The 16,179-nt window shown below is 47.5% G+C and carries 13 protein-coding genes; 8 read left to right on the plus strand and 5 right to left on the minus strand.

The features are described from left to right. Positions 1-5: 5 nt before the first annotated feature. Positions 6-1,748, minus strand: coding sequence for a Na+/H+ antiporter NhaC family protein (locus ACXAD8_RS20945; protein WP_475232117.1), 1,743 nt, complete (start codon positions 1,746-1,748; stop codon positions 6-8). A gap of 114 nt (positions 1,749-1,862) precedes the next feature. Here ACXAD8_RS20945 and ACXAD8_RS20950 point away from each other — a divergent pair, with 114 nt between their 5' ends. Then, entirely contained in the window at positions 1,863-2,717 is an 855-nt protein-coding gene (locus tag ACXAD8_RS20950) for an MBL fold metallo-hydrolase (RefSeq protein ID WP_475232119.1), read from the plus strand. 363 nt (positions 2,718-3,080) lie between these two features. Here ACXAD8_RS20950 and ACXAD8_RS20955 read toward each other — a convergent pair whose 3' ends face one another. Then, entirely contained in the window at positions 3,081-5,021 is a 1,941-nt protein-coding gene (locus tag ACXAD8_RS20955) for an aminotransferase class V-fold PLP-dependent enzyme (RefSeq protein WP_475232121.1), read from the minus strand. Between the two features lie 104 nt (positions 5,022-5,125). Then, positions 5,126-5,476, minus strand: a complete 351-nt coding sequence (locus ACXAD8_RS20960; RefSeq protein ID WP_475232123.1) for a VOC family protein — start codon at positions 5,474-5,476, stop codon at positions 5,126-5,128. A 53-nt stretch (positions 5,477-5,529) separates the two neighbouring features. Here ACXAD8_RS20960 and ACXAD8_RS20965 point away from each other — a divergent pair, with 53 nt between their 5' ends. The 7 genes from ACXAD8_RS20965 (at position 5,530) to ACXAD8_RS20995 (ending at position 13,533) form a co-directional block, all read left to right on the plus strand. Next, positions 5,530-6,030 carry an N-acetyltransferase family protein gene (locus tag ACXAD8_RS20965; RefSeq protein ID WP_475232125.1) on the plus strand — a complete coding sequence of 167 codons (501 nt, stop codon included), beginning with the start codon at positions 5,530-5,532 and terminating at the stop codon, positions 6,028-6,030. 183 nt (positions 6,031-6,213) lie between these two features. Continuing rightward, on the plus strand, positions 6,214-7,488 hold the full coding sequence (locus tag ACXAD8_RS20970) for an efflux RND transporter periplasmic adaptor subunit (RefSeq protein WP_475232127.1): 1,275 nt from the start codon (positions 6,214-6,216) through the stop codon (positions 7,486-7,488). Between the two features lie 25 nt (positions 7,489-7,513). After that, positions 7,514-8,215 carry an ABC transporter ATP-binding protein gene (locus ACXAD8_RS20975; protein WP_475232128.1) on the plus strand — a complete coding sequence of 234 codons (702 nt, stop codon included), beginning with the start codon at positions 7,514-7,516 and terminating at the stop codon, positions 8,213-8,215. A 9-nt stretch (positions 8,216-8,224) separates the two neighbouring features. After that, complete coding sequence (locus tag ACXAD8_RS20980) at positions 8,225-9,583, plus strand: ABC transporter permease (RefSeq protein WP_475232130.1); 1,359 nt, start codon at positions 8,225-8,227, stop codon at positions 9,581-9,583. An 11-nt stretch (positions 9,584-9,594) separates the two neighbouring features. Further along, positions 9,595-10,800, plus strand: coding sequence for an ABC transporter permease (locus tag ACXAD8_RS20985; protein ID WP_475232132.1), 1,206 nt, complete (start codon positions 9,595-9,597; stop codon positions 10,798-10,800). 67 nt (positions 10,801-10,867) lie between these two features. Continuing rightward, complete coding sequence (locus tag ACXAD8_RS20990) at positions 10,868-12,220, plus strand: sigma-54-dependent transcriptional regulator (RefSeq protein ID WP_475232134.1); 1,353 nt, start codon at positions 10,868-10,870, stop codon at positions 12,218-12,220. Further along, on the plus strand, positions 12,220-13,533 hold the full coding sequence (locus ACXAD8_RS20995) for a sensor histidine kinase (RefSeq protein WP_475233048.1): 1,314 nt from the start codon (positions 12,220-12,222) through the stop codon (positions 13,531-13,533). The genes ACXAD8_RS20990 and ACXAD8_RS20995 overlap by 1 nt, the downstream gene beginning before the upstream one ends. Positions 13,534-13,546: 13 nt before the next feature. Here the strand turns inward: ACXAD8_RS20995 and ACXAD8_RS21000 are convergent, their stop codons facing one another. Both ACXAD8_RS21000 and ACXAD8_RS21005 read right to left on the minus strand, forming a co-directional pair. Further along, positions 13,547-14,539, minus strand: coding sequence for a serine/threonine dehydratase (locus ACXAD8_RS21000; RefSeq protein ID WP_475232136.1), 993 nt, complete (start codon positions 14,537-14,539; stop codon positions 13,547-13,549). Between the two features lie 568 nt (positions 14,540-15,107). Beyond that, entirely contained in the window at positions 15,108-16,145 is a 1,038-nt protein-coding gene (locus ACXAD8_RS21005) for an IS110 family RNA-guided transposase (RefSeq protein WP_475231667.1), read from the minus strand. Positions 16,146-16,179: the final 34 nt, after the last annotated feature.

Raw genomic sequence — 16,179 nt, forward strand, 5'->3', positions numbered from 1 at the left:
TCCTATCATACCATGGTCAGAGTGCACAGGGTCCACAAAACGGCCGCTCCAGCTGCCGCCATGGTGGCGGGTATGATCTGAGTTTTAACGTGATCCATTAAATCGCAACCTGTGGTCATGGCACTGAGAATCGTAGTGTCGGAGATAGGCGAGCATTGATCGCCATAGACGCTGCCGTTTAACACCGTAGCAAAGCAAATCATCATGAATATTTCCGGATGAGCCAGGCCCTGGGATTGCGCAATTGCCCAGGCCAATGGCATCGCCAGCGGAAAGGCAATTGCGTACGTTCCCCAACTGGTGCCGGTGGAAAAAGCGATAAGCATGGTCATGAGCTGTAAAATCACTGGTAACGCCCAAAAGGGCAGTTGTTGACCTAATAAATCCACTAAAAACAGGCCGCCGCCAATTTCCTTACTGATACCGCCGATGGTAATGGCCAGCATTAATACCACAGAAGCCACTACCACGCCTTTCAAGCCATTGCCAAAGCCGTCCATGATTTGTCCTAAGGTCATGCCTTTTACCAGGGCCATCACCAGGCACAGCGCCAGTGCCGCGCCAAACGCCCAGTGAATCTTGGGCGTACCTAAAAATACAAAGGTCAGAATCGCCACAGCCAGCAACATCACTAAGGGTAAAATGAATTCCAGAGGAGAGGAGCGATAGCCTTCCGGTACCTGAGGGTGGTGCAGCTCTTTAGCGCTGATGGGTTTTGCCGATGGTGCATCTAACTCGCCGGTGGCCTGAGTGCGTTGCCAGGCATTTCTTAGCGGTTTGCCGGCTAATTGAAAGTGATTCAGGCTAACCAACAGGGTACCGGTAATGGCCAACATGGCATAGAAACTAAAGGGGATACTGCTAAAGAAAAAACTGATACGGTCCGCTTCGGTGGCCAGAAAGGTAACGCCCGGTACAAATATCAGGGCCTGCACGTAGGCGGGCCAGGCATTAAATGCGATTAGAGAGGCGATAGGTGATGCCGTTGAGTCCACGATGTAACTCATTTCTTCATGGCTCACTTTGGCTTTATCAGCCATGGGTTTTACCGTGGTGCCCACAAGTACTGTACTCATGGTGCCGCCCTGAAAAAACAAAACTCCCAAGCTCCAGGCGATGACTTTTGCCGATCGCGGTCCTTTGACAAAGTGCCGGGTCATGTATTCGGCGAAGGCCTGTGCTGCACCGGTTTTAGACCAAATTCCCAATAAACCGCCCAGCAACCATAAGTATAAAATCAAAATACTGGCAGCGTTGTCAGTGCCGACGCTGGGGATCAGTACTTCACCGGTAATATCAAATTTGCCCAAAATAATGGCGCCCACCAGAATTCCGCTTAGTAACGCCGCCACTGGTTCGCGGGTCAAAAGACACATCAATATTGCCACCAGGGCCGGTAATAACGACCAGATCCCCAGGTGATAATCTGCTTTTAGCAGCAGTATGTTTTCCGGGTTGTTATCTTCGTAAACCCATTGGGTTTTGATTTCTGGCGCGCCCTGTAATTGGTTTAGCGCCGCCTGATTCAGGGGCGAAAGTGAACGGGCAATCGGTGTATCGATGGGTACTTCTTTACCGCGCTCGATGTAGACCATTTGCCCTTTGTCATTTTCAAATAAGTCGTAGCTGAGTTGTTGTTCTTTCCAGATGGGAGGCACAGCCATAAAGCAATAGATGGCAGCAATAAGAGAAAGCACCAGGAAAACGCCGGCGCTTTTATTGTTAAGATTTTTAAATGAGATGCTCAATTTTGGATGACCTTATTTTTATTTTTTTGTTGATCACTGCAGCCAGTTTGCCACTATACATAAATTCGCGGAAAAATCGCAAAAATCATACCCAACCAAACATCAGGAACCATTATGAAAAAAACAGTGTTAGCCATACTTGCAGGCTTTATAACAGCTCAGACTGTAGCGCATGACCGCTTTGAAAATGTCGAAATCAAGTCGGCGAAACTTTCGGAATCCGTTCATATGTTAACCGGAGCGGGCGGAAATATTGGCGTTTCAGCAGGAGCTGATGGGGTTCTGGTGATAGATGATCAATTTGAAGAACTGGGGCCGAAGATCCGCGATGCCATCAAAGCTATTTCCGACAGCAAAATTCGTTACCTGATTAATACCCACTATCATGGGGATCACACTGGTAGCAATGCCTGGTTTAAGGACAACGAAGACGTCACTATCTTCGCCCATGACAATGTCAGAATGCGCCTGATAAGCGATGAAAAGGTGTCTGGTAGTGCACTTCCTGTGGTGACCTATGAACAGGGTGTGAAGTTTCACTTTAACGGCGACACTATTCACGTTAAGCATGTTCCTGCCAGTCACACCGATGGTGACAGTTTTGTCTGGTTCGAAAAACAAAACATCATTCACGCCGGAGATATGTTATTTAAAAACTGGTTTCCCTATATTGACCTGGACGGCGGCGGCACAGTGCAGGGCTACATGAATACCTTACAGGCCATGATCGATGCTGCAGATGAAAACACCCAGATAATTCCCGGTCATGGCTCACTGGCCACCCGTCAGGATTTGCAAAATTCATTGCATATGCTGCAGGTCACCGCAAAAGAAATCAAAGCCCGCAAAGAGGCCGGGATGACTATGGAAGAGGCCGTGGCGAAAGGGCTGGACAGCAAATGGGATAGCTGGTCATGGAATTTTATCCCTACTGAGCGCTGGATTAAGACGCTGTATAGAGGGCTGTAATAGCTATTATCAGGGAGCACTTTCTGTGCTCCTTGATTTTTGACTAGCGAATAGGGGGGCGACTTTAGTCGGACCACGATGGTTGAATTTTCCAATAGCGTCGGAATAAATTCCGACCTACAACTGGTTGAATTAGATTGGTAGGTTCGACCTAGTCGGACAGCGGTAGATGAATTTAGCACTGGCGTCGGAATAAATTCCGCCCTACAACTGGTTGAATTAGATTGGTAGGTTCGACTTTAGTCGGACAGCAGTGGATGAATTTAGCACTGGCGTCGGAATAAATTCCAACCTACAGGGATTTATCGATATTACCAGAACGGAGCAAATTCGATTTGAACAGGGATCCTGTGAAATCCGTTTTTATTCAGCACTTTCATTGTCTTTTTGTACATAAAGCTCGCCGTCATATAAGCCCTGAATGGTGAGCTTTTGTGAGGACAAGGCTTTGATGTAATCAATGTGATCTTGTTCGATTAACTGTCCAGGTACCAGTAACGGAATGCCGGGCGGGTAGGGAGTAACTAACCCCGCGGCGATGCGGCCGACGCTGTCCTGCCAGGCAATGGATTCCCGCTGACTAAAAAAGGCGTCAGAAGGCAAAGTCACCAAATTAATGGGCGGAATTGCAGCCGGTAAAACGCTTTTGCGTTTGCTCTTGTTTAGTGACACTGTGCCAGAGTCCAGCTTTTTCAGGGCGTTGTACAGGCGTACAATTTTAGAGCGCATACCACCCAGAGTCAGCAATACCAAAATGGTGCTGTGAGTGAATTTCTCGATTTCCAGCCCCACTTCATTCATTAAGAAACGATGAATTTCCTGGTTGGAATAATCCAGTGCTGAGATATCCAGCAGGATTTTTAGTGGATCGTGGCCCAGGTTGTCTGTCTCAAAATGGGCGAACATCTTTTTAAAGTCAGCCGGATTCAGGATGCGGATCCGCTTAAACTGACTGACCTGCTGCTTCAGTTGATTTACGTTGTCCAGCAATTCGTTGAGGATCTTAAAGCCTTCCATTTCCAGCTGTTTGCGACACACATCCAGCGAAGCAATGATCTGGTATTTCGGCGAGGTGCTGGTATGGATGCTATACACTTCTTTGAAAAAGTCTTTGTCAAAATCCGGGTCGTTGACATGGATATAAGAAGCCTGAGAAAAAGCTGAAACCACCTTATGGGCTGAGTGAGTGACATAATCTGCTCCGGCGGCAATAGCCGAATAATGACGAAAATCCGGGTGGAACAGTGAATAGGCGAACCAGGCTTCATCGATGAAAACTTTAACGCCGCGCGCGTGAGCCATGTCTACCACTTGTTTTATGTCGGTCAATATACCGTCGTAGGTACAACCGGTAAGCACAATTAATTTGGCGTTGCTGTGTTGCTCCAGCATAGATTTAATTTGTGCCAGAGACGGCGGAGCGAAGATGCCGTATTCGGCATTTAATTTGCTGTCCAGATACAAAGGCATGGCCCGGGCTTGCACGATGCCGTAGTGCACAGATTTATGGCAATTACGGTCCACGATCACCTCATCCCCTTCTCGTAACAGGGTTTGCAAGATGATCTTGTTAGAGGTGGATGAGCCGTTTGTGACAAAGTAGGAATGTCGGACGTGAAAGGTATTGGCGACGTTTTCCTGTGATTTACCAATCGCATGGGTACTGTCTGAGAGAGAGCCTAAGGAATCGACACTGACTGATAAATCGCTGACAAATACGTTGCGTCCAAAAAAGCGATAAAAATCACTGATAAAGGGCGAGTGGCGAAAACTGGCACCACCGCTGTGGCCGGGGGTATGCCATGAGTCATTGGCTTCCACTGCGTAATCTTTATAAGCGGTCCAGAATGGTGTTTCGCTGCGATCATCAAAGTCGTTAATGATGTAACCCAAAATCGATTCAGGATCCGTGATGATGTCGTTGCGGTAGAAAAATGCTTCCACCCCTGAGGCCTGGTCAATGATTTCCAGTCCCTTTATGGCGTCGCCTAACACATAAACGGGTAATTCCAGTCGAATGGCTTTGATAGCGTCAATAACAGCAGAGTTGTTGGCAATTTTGCCTTGCTGGTCGGGCGTTATCTCTTCCCAGTTTACTGTGGTATCCCAACTGAAGATGACTGCCTGAATATCGCCATCGGTGTTCACCAATTGCAAAGCCTCGCTGACACTGCTGGCTTGTAATACGTTGATGTCTATATCGGAACGATCAAAATGATCAATAGAATCGGTAATACCTGTGTGGATTTGCTCCAGTAGATCCGGAGCGTCTTCGATAATCAGAATAGATAACTTTGGCAGCATAACGAGGTTGTGTTTTTACCTGTGAGTGTTTGCCGCCAGCATAAGTGTAATAGCCGAAACTTGCAAAGCGGAATCGGCTAATAATTGCAAATCAGGAGCCGGTCTCATTCCGACCAGACAGCGTATTCGTTGCCTGCCGGATCGGTAAAATGAAAACGGCGTCCGCCCGGGAATGAGAAAATTGCCTGAATAATGTTTCCGCTTGCTTGTTCCACTGCACTTTGTGTGGCTTCAAGATTGTTGCTGTACAACACCAATAACGGGCTACCATTTGCGGTGGAAACCGCCTTTTCGGCACTGAAAAAGCCGCCATCTATACCCTGGGCGGTAAAACTGCTATAGGCCTCGCCATAATCAACAAATGACCAACCAAATACTTCGGTGAAAAAGGCTTTGCTGGCTTGAATATTTTGAGTGGGAATTTCGATGTAATTCAGGTTATGGTGACGAGTCATCAGACGCTCCTTGTGATAGTGTAAAAGCAGCTCTCAGTTTAGGTGAAAAAAACATGCAAAGCTACAGTTTGACTCCGGCAGAAACCCACCATGTAGAACAAATACAGGGCTGGTTTAATGACGCCAAAGAATTATTGAGCTGGGGTGGACCGGGCCTGACCCTTGCTGTGACTGCGGCAGAATTCGCCTGCCAGATAAAACTCAGCAGTCTGGCCAGTTATGTTCTGCTTGATGGTGATGAAGTCGTGGCATTCGGACAATATTATGTACGCATGGGACGCCATCACTTCGGGCGCCTTGCGGTATCGCCAACCCAGCGAGGTAAGGGCATTGCTTACCACTTGCTGCATGCTTTGGCGAAAAATGCCTGTTCCAAACAACAAGCCAGCGGCTTTTCACTGTTTGTTTTTTCTGACAATAAAGTGGCAATGCGCACTTATCAACGCTGTGGCTTTACAGAGCAAGCCTATCCGGAGCAAATTCCGGGCGGATTAAGCGATTGCTTGTACATGGTGGCTGAGCAACTGACAATCCCACAATCATTCCCGGTCTGATACTGTTCTTATCCCTGTTCGCCCGAACACCCGAACGAACAAACAGACTGTTCGACCAGTCTGTATTTAAAAATTATTCAATAAAACCAATAATTTACGATTTGGCCCTGTTTTTGCTGTAAGGAGAGCGTGTTGAATTCTGCAGGCCGCTTCTGCCGCTCAAATTAAACAGGACTTTATTGAATGTTAAGAGATACTTCCGGACAGGACCGGGTAATTGTAAAGCAAAGATCACCACTGCAGCGCTTTGGTTTGCCCGCTATTGTTGCTTTTGTTGTTTTGGCCGCTGGTTTGTTTGGCCTGAATAAAATGAACAAGTTATTTGCCTCTGATATGTCGGTGGATACCGAGCGCTTGCGGTTTGCGCAAGTGGTTCGCGGTGATTTGATGCGGGATATCGCTGTTCAGGGCCGGGTGGTGGCCGCCAATAGCCCAACCTTATACGCCAATTCCGGTGGCATTGTCACCTTGTATATCAAAGCCGGTGACCGGGTAGAGGCAGGTCAAACTCTGGCTATGGTGGACAGCCCTGAATTAAAGAATCGTCTGGCTCAGGAGCTGGCAACTCTGGAGCAGTTAAAGCTGGAGGTCGGACGGCAAAGTATACAAATCAAAAGCGCCAGGCTGAACAATCAACAAGCAATTGAAGTGGCTGAGGTGAATTTAGATTCCGCTAGTGTGGAAAAACAACGGGCGGAGATCAGCGTGACCGATTCTCTGATCAGTCAGCGAGAATATGAAGAGAAAGTAGCAGCCTTCAAAAGAGCTTCCCTGGTACATAAACATGCTAAGCAGAACTACAGCATTCAGGAAGAGAATATGTCTCTGGAATTGCAAGGTATGCAGTCGCAACTGGCCAGACAGCAGCATGTAGTGGATGAGCTGCACCGTCAGATAGCACAGCTAACGCTGGCGTCGCCAACCGATGGCGTGATTGGCAGTGTCTATGTGCGACAAAAAGACAATGTGGCAGCGAATAGTGCCTTGATCACTGTGGTGGATCTCAGCGTGCTGGAAATTGAAGCCGCCATCCCGGAAAACTTCGCGGACGATTTAGGCGTAGGGTTGCAAGCCGAAATAAGCGTTAACGGCACTGAGCTACAAGGTGAGCTGGTGGCGATTTCGCCAGAAGTGGCTGACGGTCAGGTGGAAGGGCGGATCCGTTTCACTCAGGCCTCTGAGCAGCAATTGCGACAAAATCAAAAGGTGAGTGCCCGTATTTTAATCGAAGCTAAAAGCGATGTGTTGAAACTTAAGCGCGGCGAGTTTTTGGAGTCCGGAGGTGGACGATTCGCCTATCGGGTTAGTGGGGATAACGCCCATCGCCAACAAGTGGTTTTTGGCTCCCGCAGTATTACCGAAGTGGAAGTGCTCTCCGGCTTAGCGGAGGGAGATACCGTCATTATTTCCAACACCGCTCAATTTCGAGAGCAAAGCCAACTGTATTTGAATAATTAAGCGAATTTATAAGAGGAAAAGCATCATGTTAAAAATGGAAAACGTCAGCAAAATATATCGCACAGAGCTGATTGAAACCCACGCGCTGCGCAAAGTAGATTTACACATCAAAGCCGGTGAGTTCGTCGCTATCACCGGGCCTTCTGGTTCAGGGAAAACCACTTTTTTGAATCTGGCGGGATTGCTGGAAACTTTTGAAGAGGGTGATTATTACCTGGATGGCGAAAATGTCCGTGGTATGAATGACAATCAGTTATCTGATTTAAGAAACGAAAAGATTGGTTTTATCTTTCAGAGTTTTAACTTGCTGGCGGACTTGCCTTTATATCAAAACATCGAAGTGCCTTTGCGTTATCGCGGCTTGTCTCAGGCAGACCGTAAACAAAGAGTCGAACAGGCACTGGAAACTGTGGGGCTGGGCTCCAGAGCAAGGCATTTGCCAACCCAGCTATCTGGTGGTCAACAACAAAGAGTGGCGATTGCCCGAGCCATTGCCGGAGAGCCAAAATTCCTTTTAGCCGATGAACCCACCGGGAACCTCGATTCGCTGATGGCGCAGCAGGTGATGGAGTTGTTGGAAAAAATCAATCAAAACGGCACCACCATTATCATGGTTACCCACGACGACAAGCTAGCCCGACGCGCCCACCGCAATATTCAGATCTTCGATGGTCAGGTTAGTGATCTGGAATACAGTGTTACCGAAGACATTGTCAAACAAGCTTAGGAGTCCCAGATGTTCAGATATAACTTGTCACTGGCCTTAGCGAGTTTGCGGCAGCGCCCCGGATTAACCTTTTTGGTGATCTTAACTCTGGCCATTGGATTGGGTTTGTACACCACGGTGCAGACCATGTCGTTTTACAGCAACAGTGTGCCGGTTGCCCATAAGAGCGAGAATTTGTTCTTGATTCAAATGGATAACCGCGAAGCCTCAGCCGAACCCATCACTGAGCAAGTGCGCATGGTGGACAGCACTTACAAAGATGTCATGAACTTTCAGCAGTGGCAATTGCCCGGTGTGCGCACTTCTTTTAACTGGAATACCAATGGCGTAATCAACGTGCAGGACAATAATGTGCCTGCCATTCGCTCGGAAATTCTGGCCACTAACAGCCAATTTTTTAGCATGTTTGAAACGCCTTTTATTTACGGTAATGGTTGGAGTGCTGAAGAAGATGAAACCGGGGCAGGGGTTATCGTTATTAGTCGCGCCATGAATGATCGTTTGTTTGGCGGTGAAAACAGTGTTGGGAAACTGGTAAGGGTGGATACCCTGAATCTGAAAGTGATTGGCGTAATGGCTGACTGGACCATCACCCGACGCTTTTATGATCGCAGTTTTGCACCGGGTTATTTACACGAGTTCTTTGTGCCATACCGCTTCGCGCTGGACAATGACTTACCGCGCAATGCCAGATTCAACTGTTGGTCAACAGAGGCCCAAGACAGTGGCCAATTTCGCACTGAAAACCTGCAACAGTTGCTAAGCTCTGAGTGTTCCTGGATAAGCTTCTGGGCGGAAATTCCAGACGATCAGCTGGAAGCTTACCAAAGCCAGTTAAGAAATTACGTGGAGTCACAGAAAACGCTTGGGCGTTTTCCCAGAGAGCCGCAGATTTATGTCACACATTTGCAGGAACAGGTGAATTACTACGGCAGCCGCAATGGTTATATCAATACCTTCAAGATGATTTCCCGCTTGTTTTTTGCGGTGTGTCTGCTTAATGCGGTGAGCATCTTACTGGCTAAGTTCATTCGCCAAAGTCGGGAAGTGAGTTTGCGCCGGGCGCTCGGGGCACGTAAAACCACCATTATTTATCAGTATGTACTGGAGGTGATTTTAATTGGTTTTGCCGGCGGTTTATTGGGTATCCTGGTGTCTAAAGTGGGCCTTTGGGGCATGCTCAACATTCGATTGTATGCGGTGGATTATACCGTTACAGCTCAGAGCATCGCGCACCAATATCAACTCAATTGGATACTGATCAGTGAGGCCTTTGTAACCAGCATCGTTTGTGCCTTGCTGGTGAGTTTGTATCCCATCTGGCGCGTGTGCAATATCTCGCCAGCCACACAATTAAAAGCGGAATAAGGAGTAACAACATGGAAATTAAATCAATTCTCCTGAGTCTTAAGCACAACAAATTTATGGCGGCTATTATGGTGTTGCAGATAGCCTTTACCATGGCGGTATTGAGCCTGTCGGTGTTACTGGCGGCTGCCACGCTTAAAGAGTGGAATTTACCCTCTGGGATCCCACATGAGGATATCATTCGGGTTACCCCGCGTTTTTACGATCCCAGTGTCAATGTCGCAGCAGCGGTGCAAAACGATCTGCAACGATTAAAGGCTATTGATGAAGTCGAAGCGGTAACTGCAACAGATCAGGTGCCTTTTGCTGCTGAGGTGGTGCGCGATGTTTATCTGTCAACAGATGAACAAGCAGAGTCCTATAAAACCAATATTTTTAGTGCCGATGAACAGCTTTTTGAGGTGCTGAATTTAACGCTGGTGGCCGGACGGTCTTTTACCTTTGCTGATGTCATTACTGAGTCTGAGGCAAAAAACAGTGAAGTAATGATCAGCGAGTCTATGGCAAAAGCCTTGTTTGCTGATGACAATGCGCTGGATAAAACCCTATGGCTGAACAAGGGCGCTGACGCCGTCAAAGTGGTAGGAGTATACAGCGACTATATGAATGGTGAGACGCTTAACTACTACGGGAAATCATACCAAACCATGATCATGCCGCGTTCTGAGTGGCAGTTTGGCACAGAGCCGCACTATTTACTACGCATGGCACCTGGCACGGCGGCTCAAAAACTGGAAGATATCGCCACCGTTTTTTATCAGGATCAGGGCCGCTACCTTGCACAATACGAAGTGCTATCCCGCATTCAAAAGCGCATGTATGACGGCCGCGGAAGTCGCGCATTGACCTTCCTGGTTATCAGTTTAGTGCTGGTGCTGATAACGTCCTTCGGCATTGCTGGGTTCACCTCTTTTCAGGTTAATCAAAGACGCAAGCAAATCGGAATTCGCCGCGCACTGGGAGGAAGAAAAAGCGATATCATGGCTTATTTTCTGACGGAAAATAGTATTATAACGCTCGCCGGACTAACGCTTGGCATGGTGGTGACCTTGTTATTTAGCTTTGAACTGTCCACCATGGAGCAGCAAAACATTTTAGACTTGGTGTTGTTATTGGTTATTGCCCTTTTGTTGTGGTTAATCAATGTAGTGGCAGTGTGGATCCCCGGAAGACGGGCGGTTAAAGTACCACCGGCGATAGTGACCAGGGGAGCTTAGTCAGACTCATGGCCGCAGGTATAGAGCGGCCTTTTTTCTATTGATAATCACCTTTCAGGGAGTCCAAATGAAAGCGAGGGTTTTAGTCATAGACGACAACGCGGATGTTGCTAAGGCTATAGGGGTGCTGTTGCACCTGAATAATATTGATACACATCATGCGGCATCACCTAAAGAAGGACTGGAGGCGCTTAATTCCGGCCACTATAACCTGGTGATCCAGGATATGAATTTCAGTAAAAATCAGACTTCTGGTGAGGAAGGGATACAGCTGTTTCAGCAAATTCGCGACAGCTTTGCTGATCTTCCCATCATTTTAATCACCGCATGGACGAGTCTGGAAACTGCGGTGCAACTGGTTAAGTCGGGCGCCAGTGATTATCTCAGCAAGCCCTGGGATGACGATAAATTATTAGTCACAATCAATAATCTGCTGGAGCTTGCCCAACTTCAGCAGGCTCAAAAACAAGATGCATTGGAACGCATTCGACAGCGGGATAGTTTGTCTGAGCACTTTGATTTATGTGGCATTCGCTATCAAAGTGAAGCGATGGCGCAATTACTGCGCATGACAACTCAGGTGGCCAACTCTGACGTGGCGGTATTAATTACCGGTCCCAACGGTGCGGGTAAAGAGAAGATAGCGGAAATTGTGCAAGCCAATTCCCCATGTAAAGACGGACCTTTTGTTAAGGTTAATGTCGGGGCATTAACACCCGAATTGATGGCAGCGGAGTTATTTGGAGCGGAAGCTGGCTCTTATACTGGTATTACGCAGAGACGCCATGGACGCTTTGAATTAGCCCACGGTGGTACCTTGTTTCTGGATGAAATTGGCAACCTGTCGATGGATGGTCAGATAAAGTTATTGCGGGTGTTAGAAACGGGCGAATTTCAGCGCATTGGCGGTAACGAAGATATCAAAGTTAAGGTGCGCATAATCAGTGCCACAAATACCGACCTGTCGGCGGCTATTGCAGCCGGTACTTTTCGCGAAGATCTCTATTATCGGCTTAATGTTATCGAACTTAGTTTGCCACCTCTGCACAAACGCAAGGCTGACATATTACCGCTGGCCGAATTGTTTTTGGCCGGTAAGGCCAGCTTGTCTGACGGGGCGAGCATGGCGCTGAAACAATATCACTGGCCCGGTAACGTCAGAGAACTTAAAAACGTGATGCAAAGAGCGGCATTATTGTGTCAAAACCAATTGATTCAGGTAGCGGATCTGGGACTGGACTTGCCACAGTTGCTGAAATCCGAAGCGGTTAAAGATGATGAAATTAATGCCAATGATATTCGGCGGGCCATTGATGAGGCCGGGGGCGTGATTTCTGACGCAGCCAGATTGTTAGGGCTGGGCCGCTCTGCCTTGTACCGACGTATGAAAAAGTTTGGCATTGACGAGAGCCAGTCTTGATGAAGAAATCTCTGTATTGGCGTTTGTATTTGCCGCTGGCTTTGGCTCTGACGCTGTATTGCGCAGCGGTTATTTATCTGTTTGCCAATACTCAGACTCCGCAGTTGTGGGTTATCGGCTTGACCCTTTTTTCGTTGTTTGGTCTGGCGATTTTATTGCAGCAGTTATTGCGCCCCCTGACCGATGTACTGCAGGCTATAAACGATGGCGTTAGCGCCTTTCAGGACGATGACTTTAGTTTAACCATTCATAAAAACGGTTATCAGGAAGTCGAAGATATTGTCAGTTTGTACAATCAAATGGCGGGTATCTTGCGGGCTGAGCGCATGAATATCTTTCAGCGGGAGTTGTTGTTAGACAATGTTATTCAATCGACGCCGGTGGCCATGTTTCTGGCTGATAGCCGCCAGCGGGTGGTGTATAGCAACCATGCAGCAAAACAGTTATTGAATGTCACCAAGTCGCCGGAAGGCTTTGCGATTGACCAGTTAATCGCGCTCTTGCCCGATGCGCTGCAACAAGCCACCCATAGTCGCCAGGACGGTTTAGTGACTTACAATGTCGATGATCAGACGATGGTGTATAACGTCAACTTTCAGCAGTTTATGCTCAATGGTCAAAATCACAGTTTGTATTTATATAAAAATCTGAGCCAGGAGATGGATCGCAAGGAGATTGAGTTATGGAAGACGGTGATCCGCATGATAAGCCACGAGCTAAACAACTCACTGGCACCGATTTCATCCCTGACTAAATCCGCGAGGCGCATTCTGGCAGAGCCGGAGCATTTACATTTATTGCAGGACGTTTTAGAAACCATAGAGCGCCGCAGTCAGCATTTAAGCGAGTTTATCAGGCAATATGCCCAGTTTGCGAAAATGCCGCCACCCCATAAAGAGCAGGTGGAATTAAAGGTCTTCTTCGAACATTTAAGCACATTGCTGTCGATACCCTGTGAGCTGGATATTCAAGTCACTCATGCTTATTTCGATGTCTCTCAGATTGAACAGCTTCTGATTAACCTGGTAAAAAATGCCCGGGAATCTGGTTCAGCGGAGCAGGAAATTGGTTTTCGTCTGACTCAGCAGGGCAACAAGCTGACTTTTCTGGTGTTTGATCGGGGGCCGGGAATGGCGGCTGAAGAGTTGCAACAGGCCTTATTACCTTTTTATACCACCAAAGAGCAGGGGTCTGGCATTGGGCTGGCGCTGTGCAATGAGATTGTTGCTGCACATGGCGGCAAACTCAGGCTCTACAACCGTGAACACGGTGGCTTGTGTGTCAGCTTTGAGTTTGCCCTGAATCCAGATTAAGAGTGTTAAAATCTCAAATACCGGGTAATTCGGCGAGATAATCTTCCTGCCAGAGCTGTGTCATTTTGGCCTGATCGATATTACCACCAGATAAAATCACCAAGCAGGTTTGAGGTTGACTAAACTGGTTGGCCTTAAGCCAGTTAATCACCGCTTGCATCGTCATCGCGCTGGTGGGTTCTACATGCAGTTTGAGTAAGTGCTGTAACCATTGGGTCCAGTAGGCAATGCGGGATTCGTCAATCTCGTAAAAGTCATCACATTGCTGCAAAATCGGAAAGGTCAGTTCACCTACGGCTGGCGTGGCAGCCCCATCGGCAAGCGTGTCTGGTGGTCCTTGTAAACTCTCGATTTTACCACTGCGCAAGGAGCGGGCAGCATCGTTGGCGTTTAAGGGTTCCGCGCCTATCACCTGAATGTTGTCGTCAATACCCTTGGCGGCCAGCAAGGTGCCTGATAGCAAACCACCACCACCGCAGGGGGCAAAGACCGCATTTACCTGTGCGTCGATTTGACCTAAGGCTTCATAGCAAGCAGTTCCTTGTCCGGCAATGATATCCGGATGATTAAAAGGAGGGATCCACAAAGTATCGGGTTGCTCAGCGGCCTCTTGCACGGCGGCATCTGCGGCTAACCGGTTGGCAAACTTATGTAATTTCGCGCCATAGGCCTGGGTGGCCGCTGCTTTCACTTTTGATACTGTCTCAATGGTGAAAATGCTGGCGGGAACATTGAAGGATGCTGCGGCATAGGCTATGGCCTGAGCGTGGTTTCCAGAGCTGTTTGCCACTATCTGCTTTGGCAGTTCGTTGTTTTCGTGAAGTCTGGCCAGCACATTGGTGGCTCCGCGAAACTTAAATGCCCCGGTTTTTTGCAGGCACTCTGCTTTGAACAGTACCCGATGGCCTAACCATTGATTAAGCAAGGTTGACTCCAAAACTGGGGTTTGATGAACCTTATCTTTGATGCGCTGATGGGCAGCGATGATAGCCTGGTGATCCAACACGCGATTTTTCCTTTAAACAGCTGAAATTATTGGCGGAAACTTACCATATTCCCCGGGCATCGATGAACTTAATTTAGAGCGTGTTGATCTTTTCGGTACAATTTTGCAGCAGTCTGTGTGCAATTTAGACAAGGCGAATGCTTGAAGGTCTAGTGGCTCTAAATCAAAAGCATTCAACGCGGTATAAATTGCACACAGGCGCTGCCCGAAGGGTTCGTCATATAAGCGCTTTACTCTTTGTCACAGTCCTTTGACTTAGAACCACTAGGCCTGTAGGACTGTTCCGCGATTAAAGCGCTTATATATAGAACAAATTTCGTACAGCAAAGATCAACACGCTTATGTGGACTCCCCCTTGTCAACATCAAAAAGATTTATCAAAGAATTAATGCTTGCTTATGTACGAGCTCTAATTGAGAAGCTACCTCAGGCTCACTGATATTTTCGCGAACTCGTTGTCAAATCTCTAAAGCGGGCTTTAAGCACTTTGCGTGTTGCTGACTAACGAGGTGATTTTCATCTTTAATTTTGCATTTTTGATGTTGCGTAACTTAAATTTCTCTTGCCGTTAAAGTGGCAATAATTCTGCTTTGTATTCGGTGTGGTTTGCGAGCATGGAAAAGGCCGTTCTGATCGTTTTGTTGGCCAGTGCCACAGCCGCACATTTCTTTCCTCTTCGCGCGACCAACTCTTGTACCCACAGTTCTTTCTTCGTTTGCGCTTTGCGTCGGAGCATCTGATTGATGGCAGACATGGCACCTGTGATAAGCGAACTTCTGACCGACTTGTTCTTAACATATTTCCCTATCGTACCGAGCTTAATTTTTCCTCCGGAAGAGTGCTGAATAGGTGTAAGCCCGATACAAGCGGCTGCGTCACGGCCAGTTTTAAATTGCCCCATTTCACCACAACCCAGAGCATTATATAAGTTTATGGCATTGAGTGGGCCAACACCTTCCAGAGCCAACAGCCTTTTACATCCTTCTTCCTGCTGGACCGCTTTCTCAATGCATATCTCATATTGCTCAACAGATTCAATACTTAGCTGTAATTGCTGCCATCCTGTTTCCAGGGCTTTACGAAAGGAAGAGCTAAATTCATTCTCAGCATCTTCCAGTACCTCATCAATGACACCTTTAAGTCCTCCCTGACCGGGAGATACGCGGATATTGAATTCCAACAATAGAGCCGTGAGCTGATTCTGCATGGCGACTTTGTGCCTGGAAGCCAGCTCTTTTAGTCTGACCAGGGACTGAAGTTCCTGTTGTTGTTTAGACTTACCGTTAATGAATGACACATCAACAATTTGAGCAGCCTGCAAGATAGCCAGCGCATCATTCTTATCAGTTTTTTGATTTTGCCTTACATTGGCAACCAGTTTAGCTGAAATAATTCGTGCGTCATGCCCCAGCCGTATAGCTTCTTGTTTCCAGTAATTGGAGGTGCCACATGCTTCAAACACGATGGTCATGGGCTTAGACGTTGTGAGCCAGTGTCTAAAAGCCTCTGGTGACATAGCTTCGTTACTCTGCACCTTATTCTTTTTGCAGGTACAGACCTGAATTTCTTCTTTGGCTAAATCGACGCCTGCGCTAATATTATGCATATTGGACTCCTGAATATTTTTGTGTGGGAACTTA

Source organism: Planctobacterium sp. AWH2_060 (assembly GCF_056158425.1).

What these genes read in the sequence shown, in the direction of transcription:
- ACXAD8_RS20950 (WP_475232119.1), top strand. Translation starts at nt 1,863, where the DNA reads ATGAAAAAAACAGTGTTAGCCATACTTGCAGGCTTTATAACAGCTCAG.
- ACXAD8_RS20955 (WP_475232121.1), bottom strand. Translation starts at nt 5,021, where the DNA reads ATGCTGCCAAAGTTATCTATTCTGATTATCGAAGACGCTCCGGATCTA.
- ACXAD8_RS20960 (WP_475232123.1), bottom strand. Translation starts at nt 5,476, where the DNA reads ATGACTCGTCACCATAACCTGAATTACATCGAAATTCCCACTCAAAAT.
- ACXAD8_RS20965 (WP_475232125.1), top strand. Translation starts at nt 5,530, where the DNA reads ATGCAAAGCTACAGTTTGACTCCGGCAGAAACCCACCATGTAGAACAA.
- ACXAD8_RS20970 (WP_475232127.1), top strand. Translation starts at nt 6,214, where the DNA reads ATGTTAAGAGATACTTCCGGACAGGACCGGGTAATTGTAAAGCAAAGA.
- ACXAD8_RS20975 (WP_475232128.1), top strand. Translation starts at nt 7,514, where the DNA reads ATGTTAAAAATGGAAAACGTCAGCAAAATATATCGCACAGAGCTGATT.
- ACXAD8_RS20980 (WP_475232130.1), top strand. Translation starts at nt 8,225, where the DNA reads ATGTTCAGATATAACTTGTCACTGGCCTTAGCGAGTTTGCGGCAGCGC.
- ACXAD8_RS20985 (WP_475232132.1), top strand. Translation starts at nt 9,595, where the DNA reads ATGGAAATTAAATCAATTCTCCTGAGTCTTAAGCACAACAAATTTATG.
- ACXAD8_RS20990 (WP_475232134.1), top strand. Translation starts at nt 10,868, where the DNA reads ATGAAAGCGAGGGTTTTAGTCATAGACGACAACGCGGATGTTGCTAAG.
- ACXAD8_RS20995 (WP_475233048.1), top strand. Translation starts at nt 12,220, where the DNA reads ATGAAGAAATCTCTGTATTGGCGTTTGTATTTGCCGCTGGCTTTGGCT.
- ACXAD8_RS21005 (WP_475231667.1), bottom strand. Translation starts at nt 16,145, where the DNA reads ATGCATAATATTAGCGCAGGCGTCGATTTAGCCAAAGAAGAAATTCAG.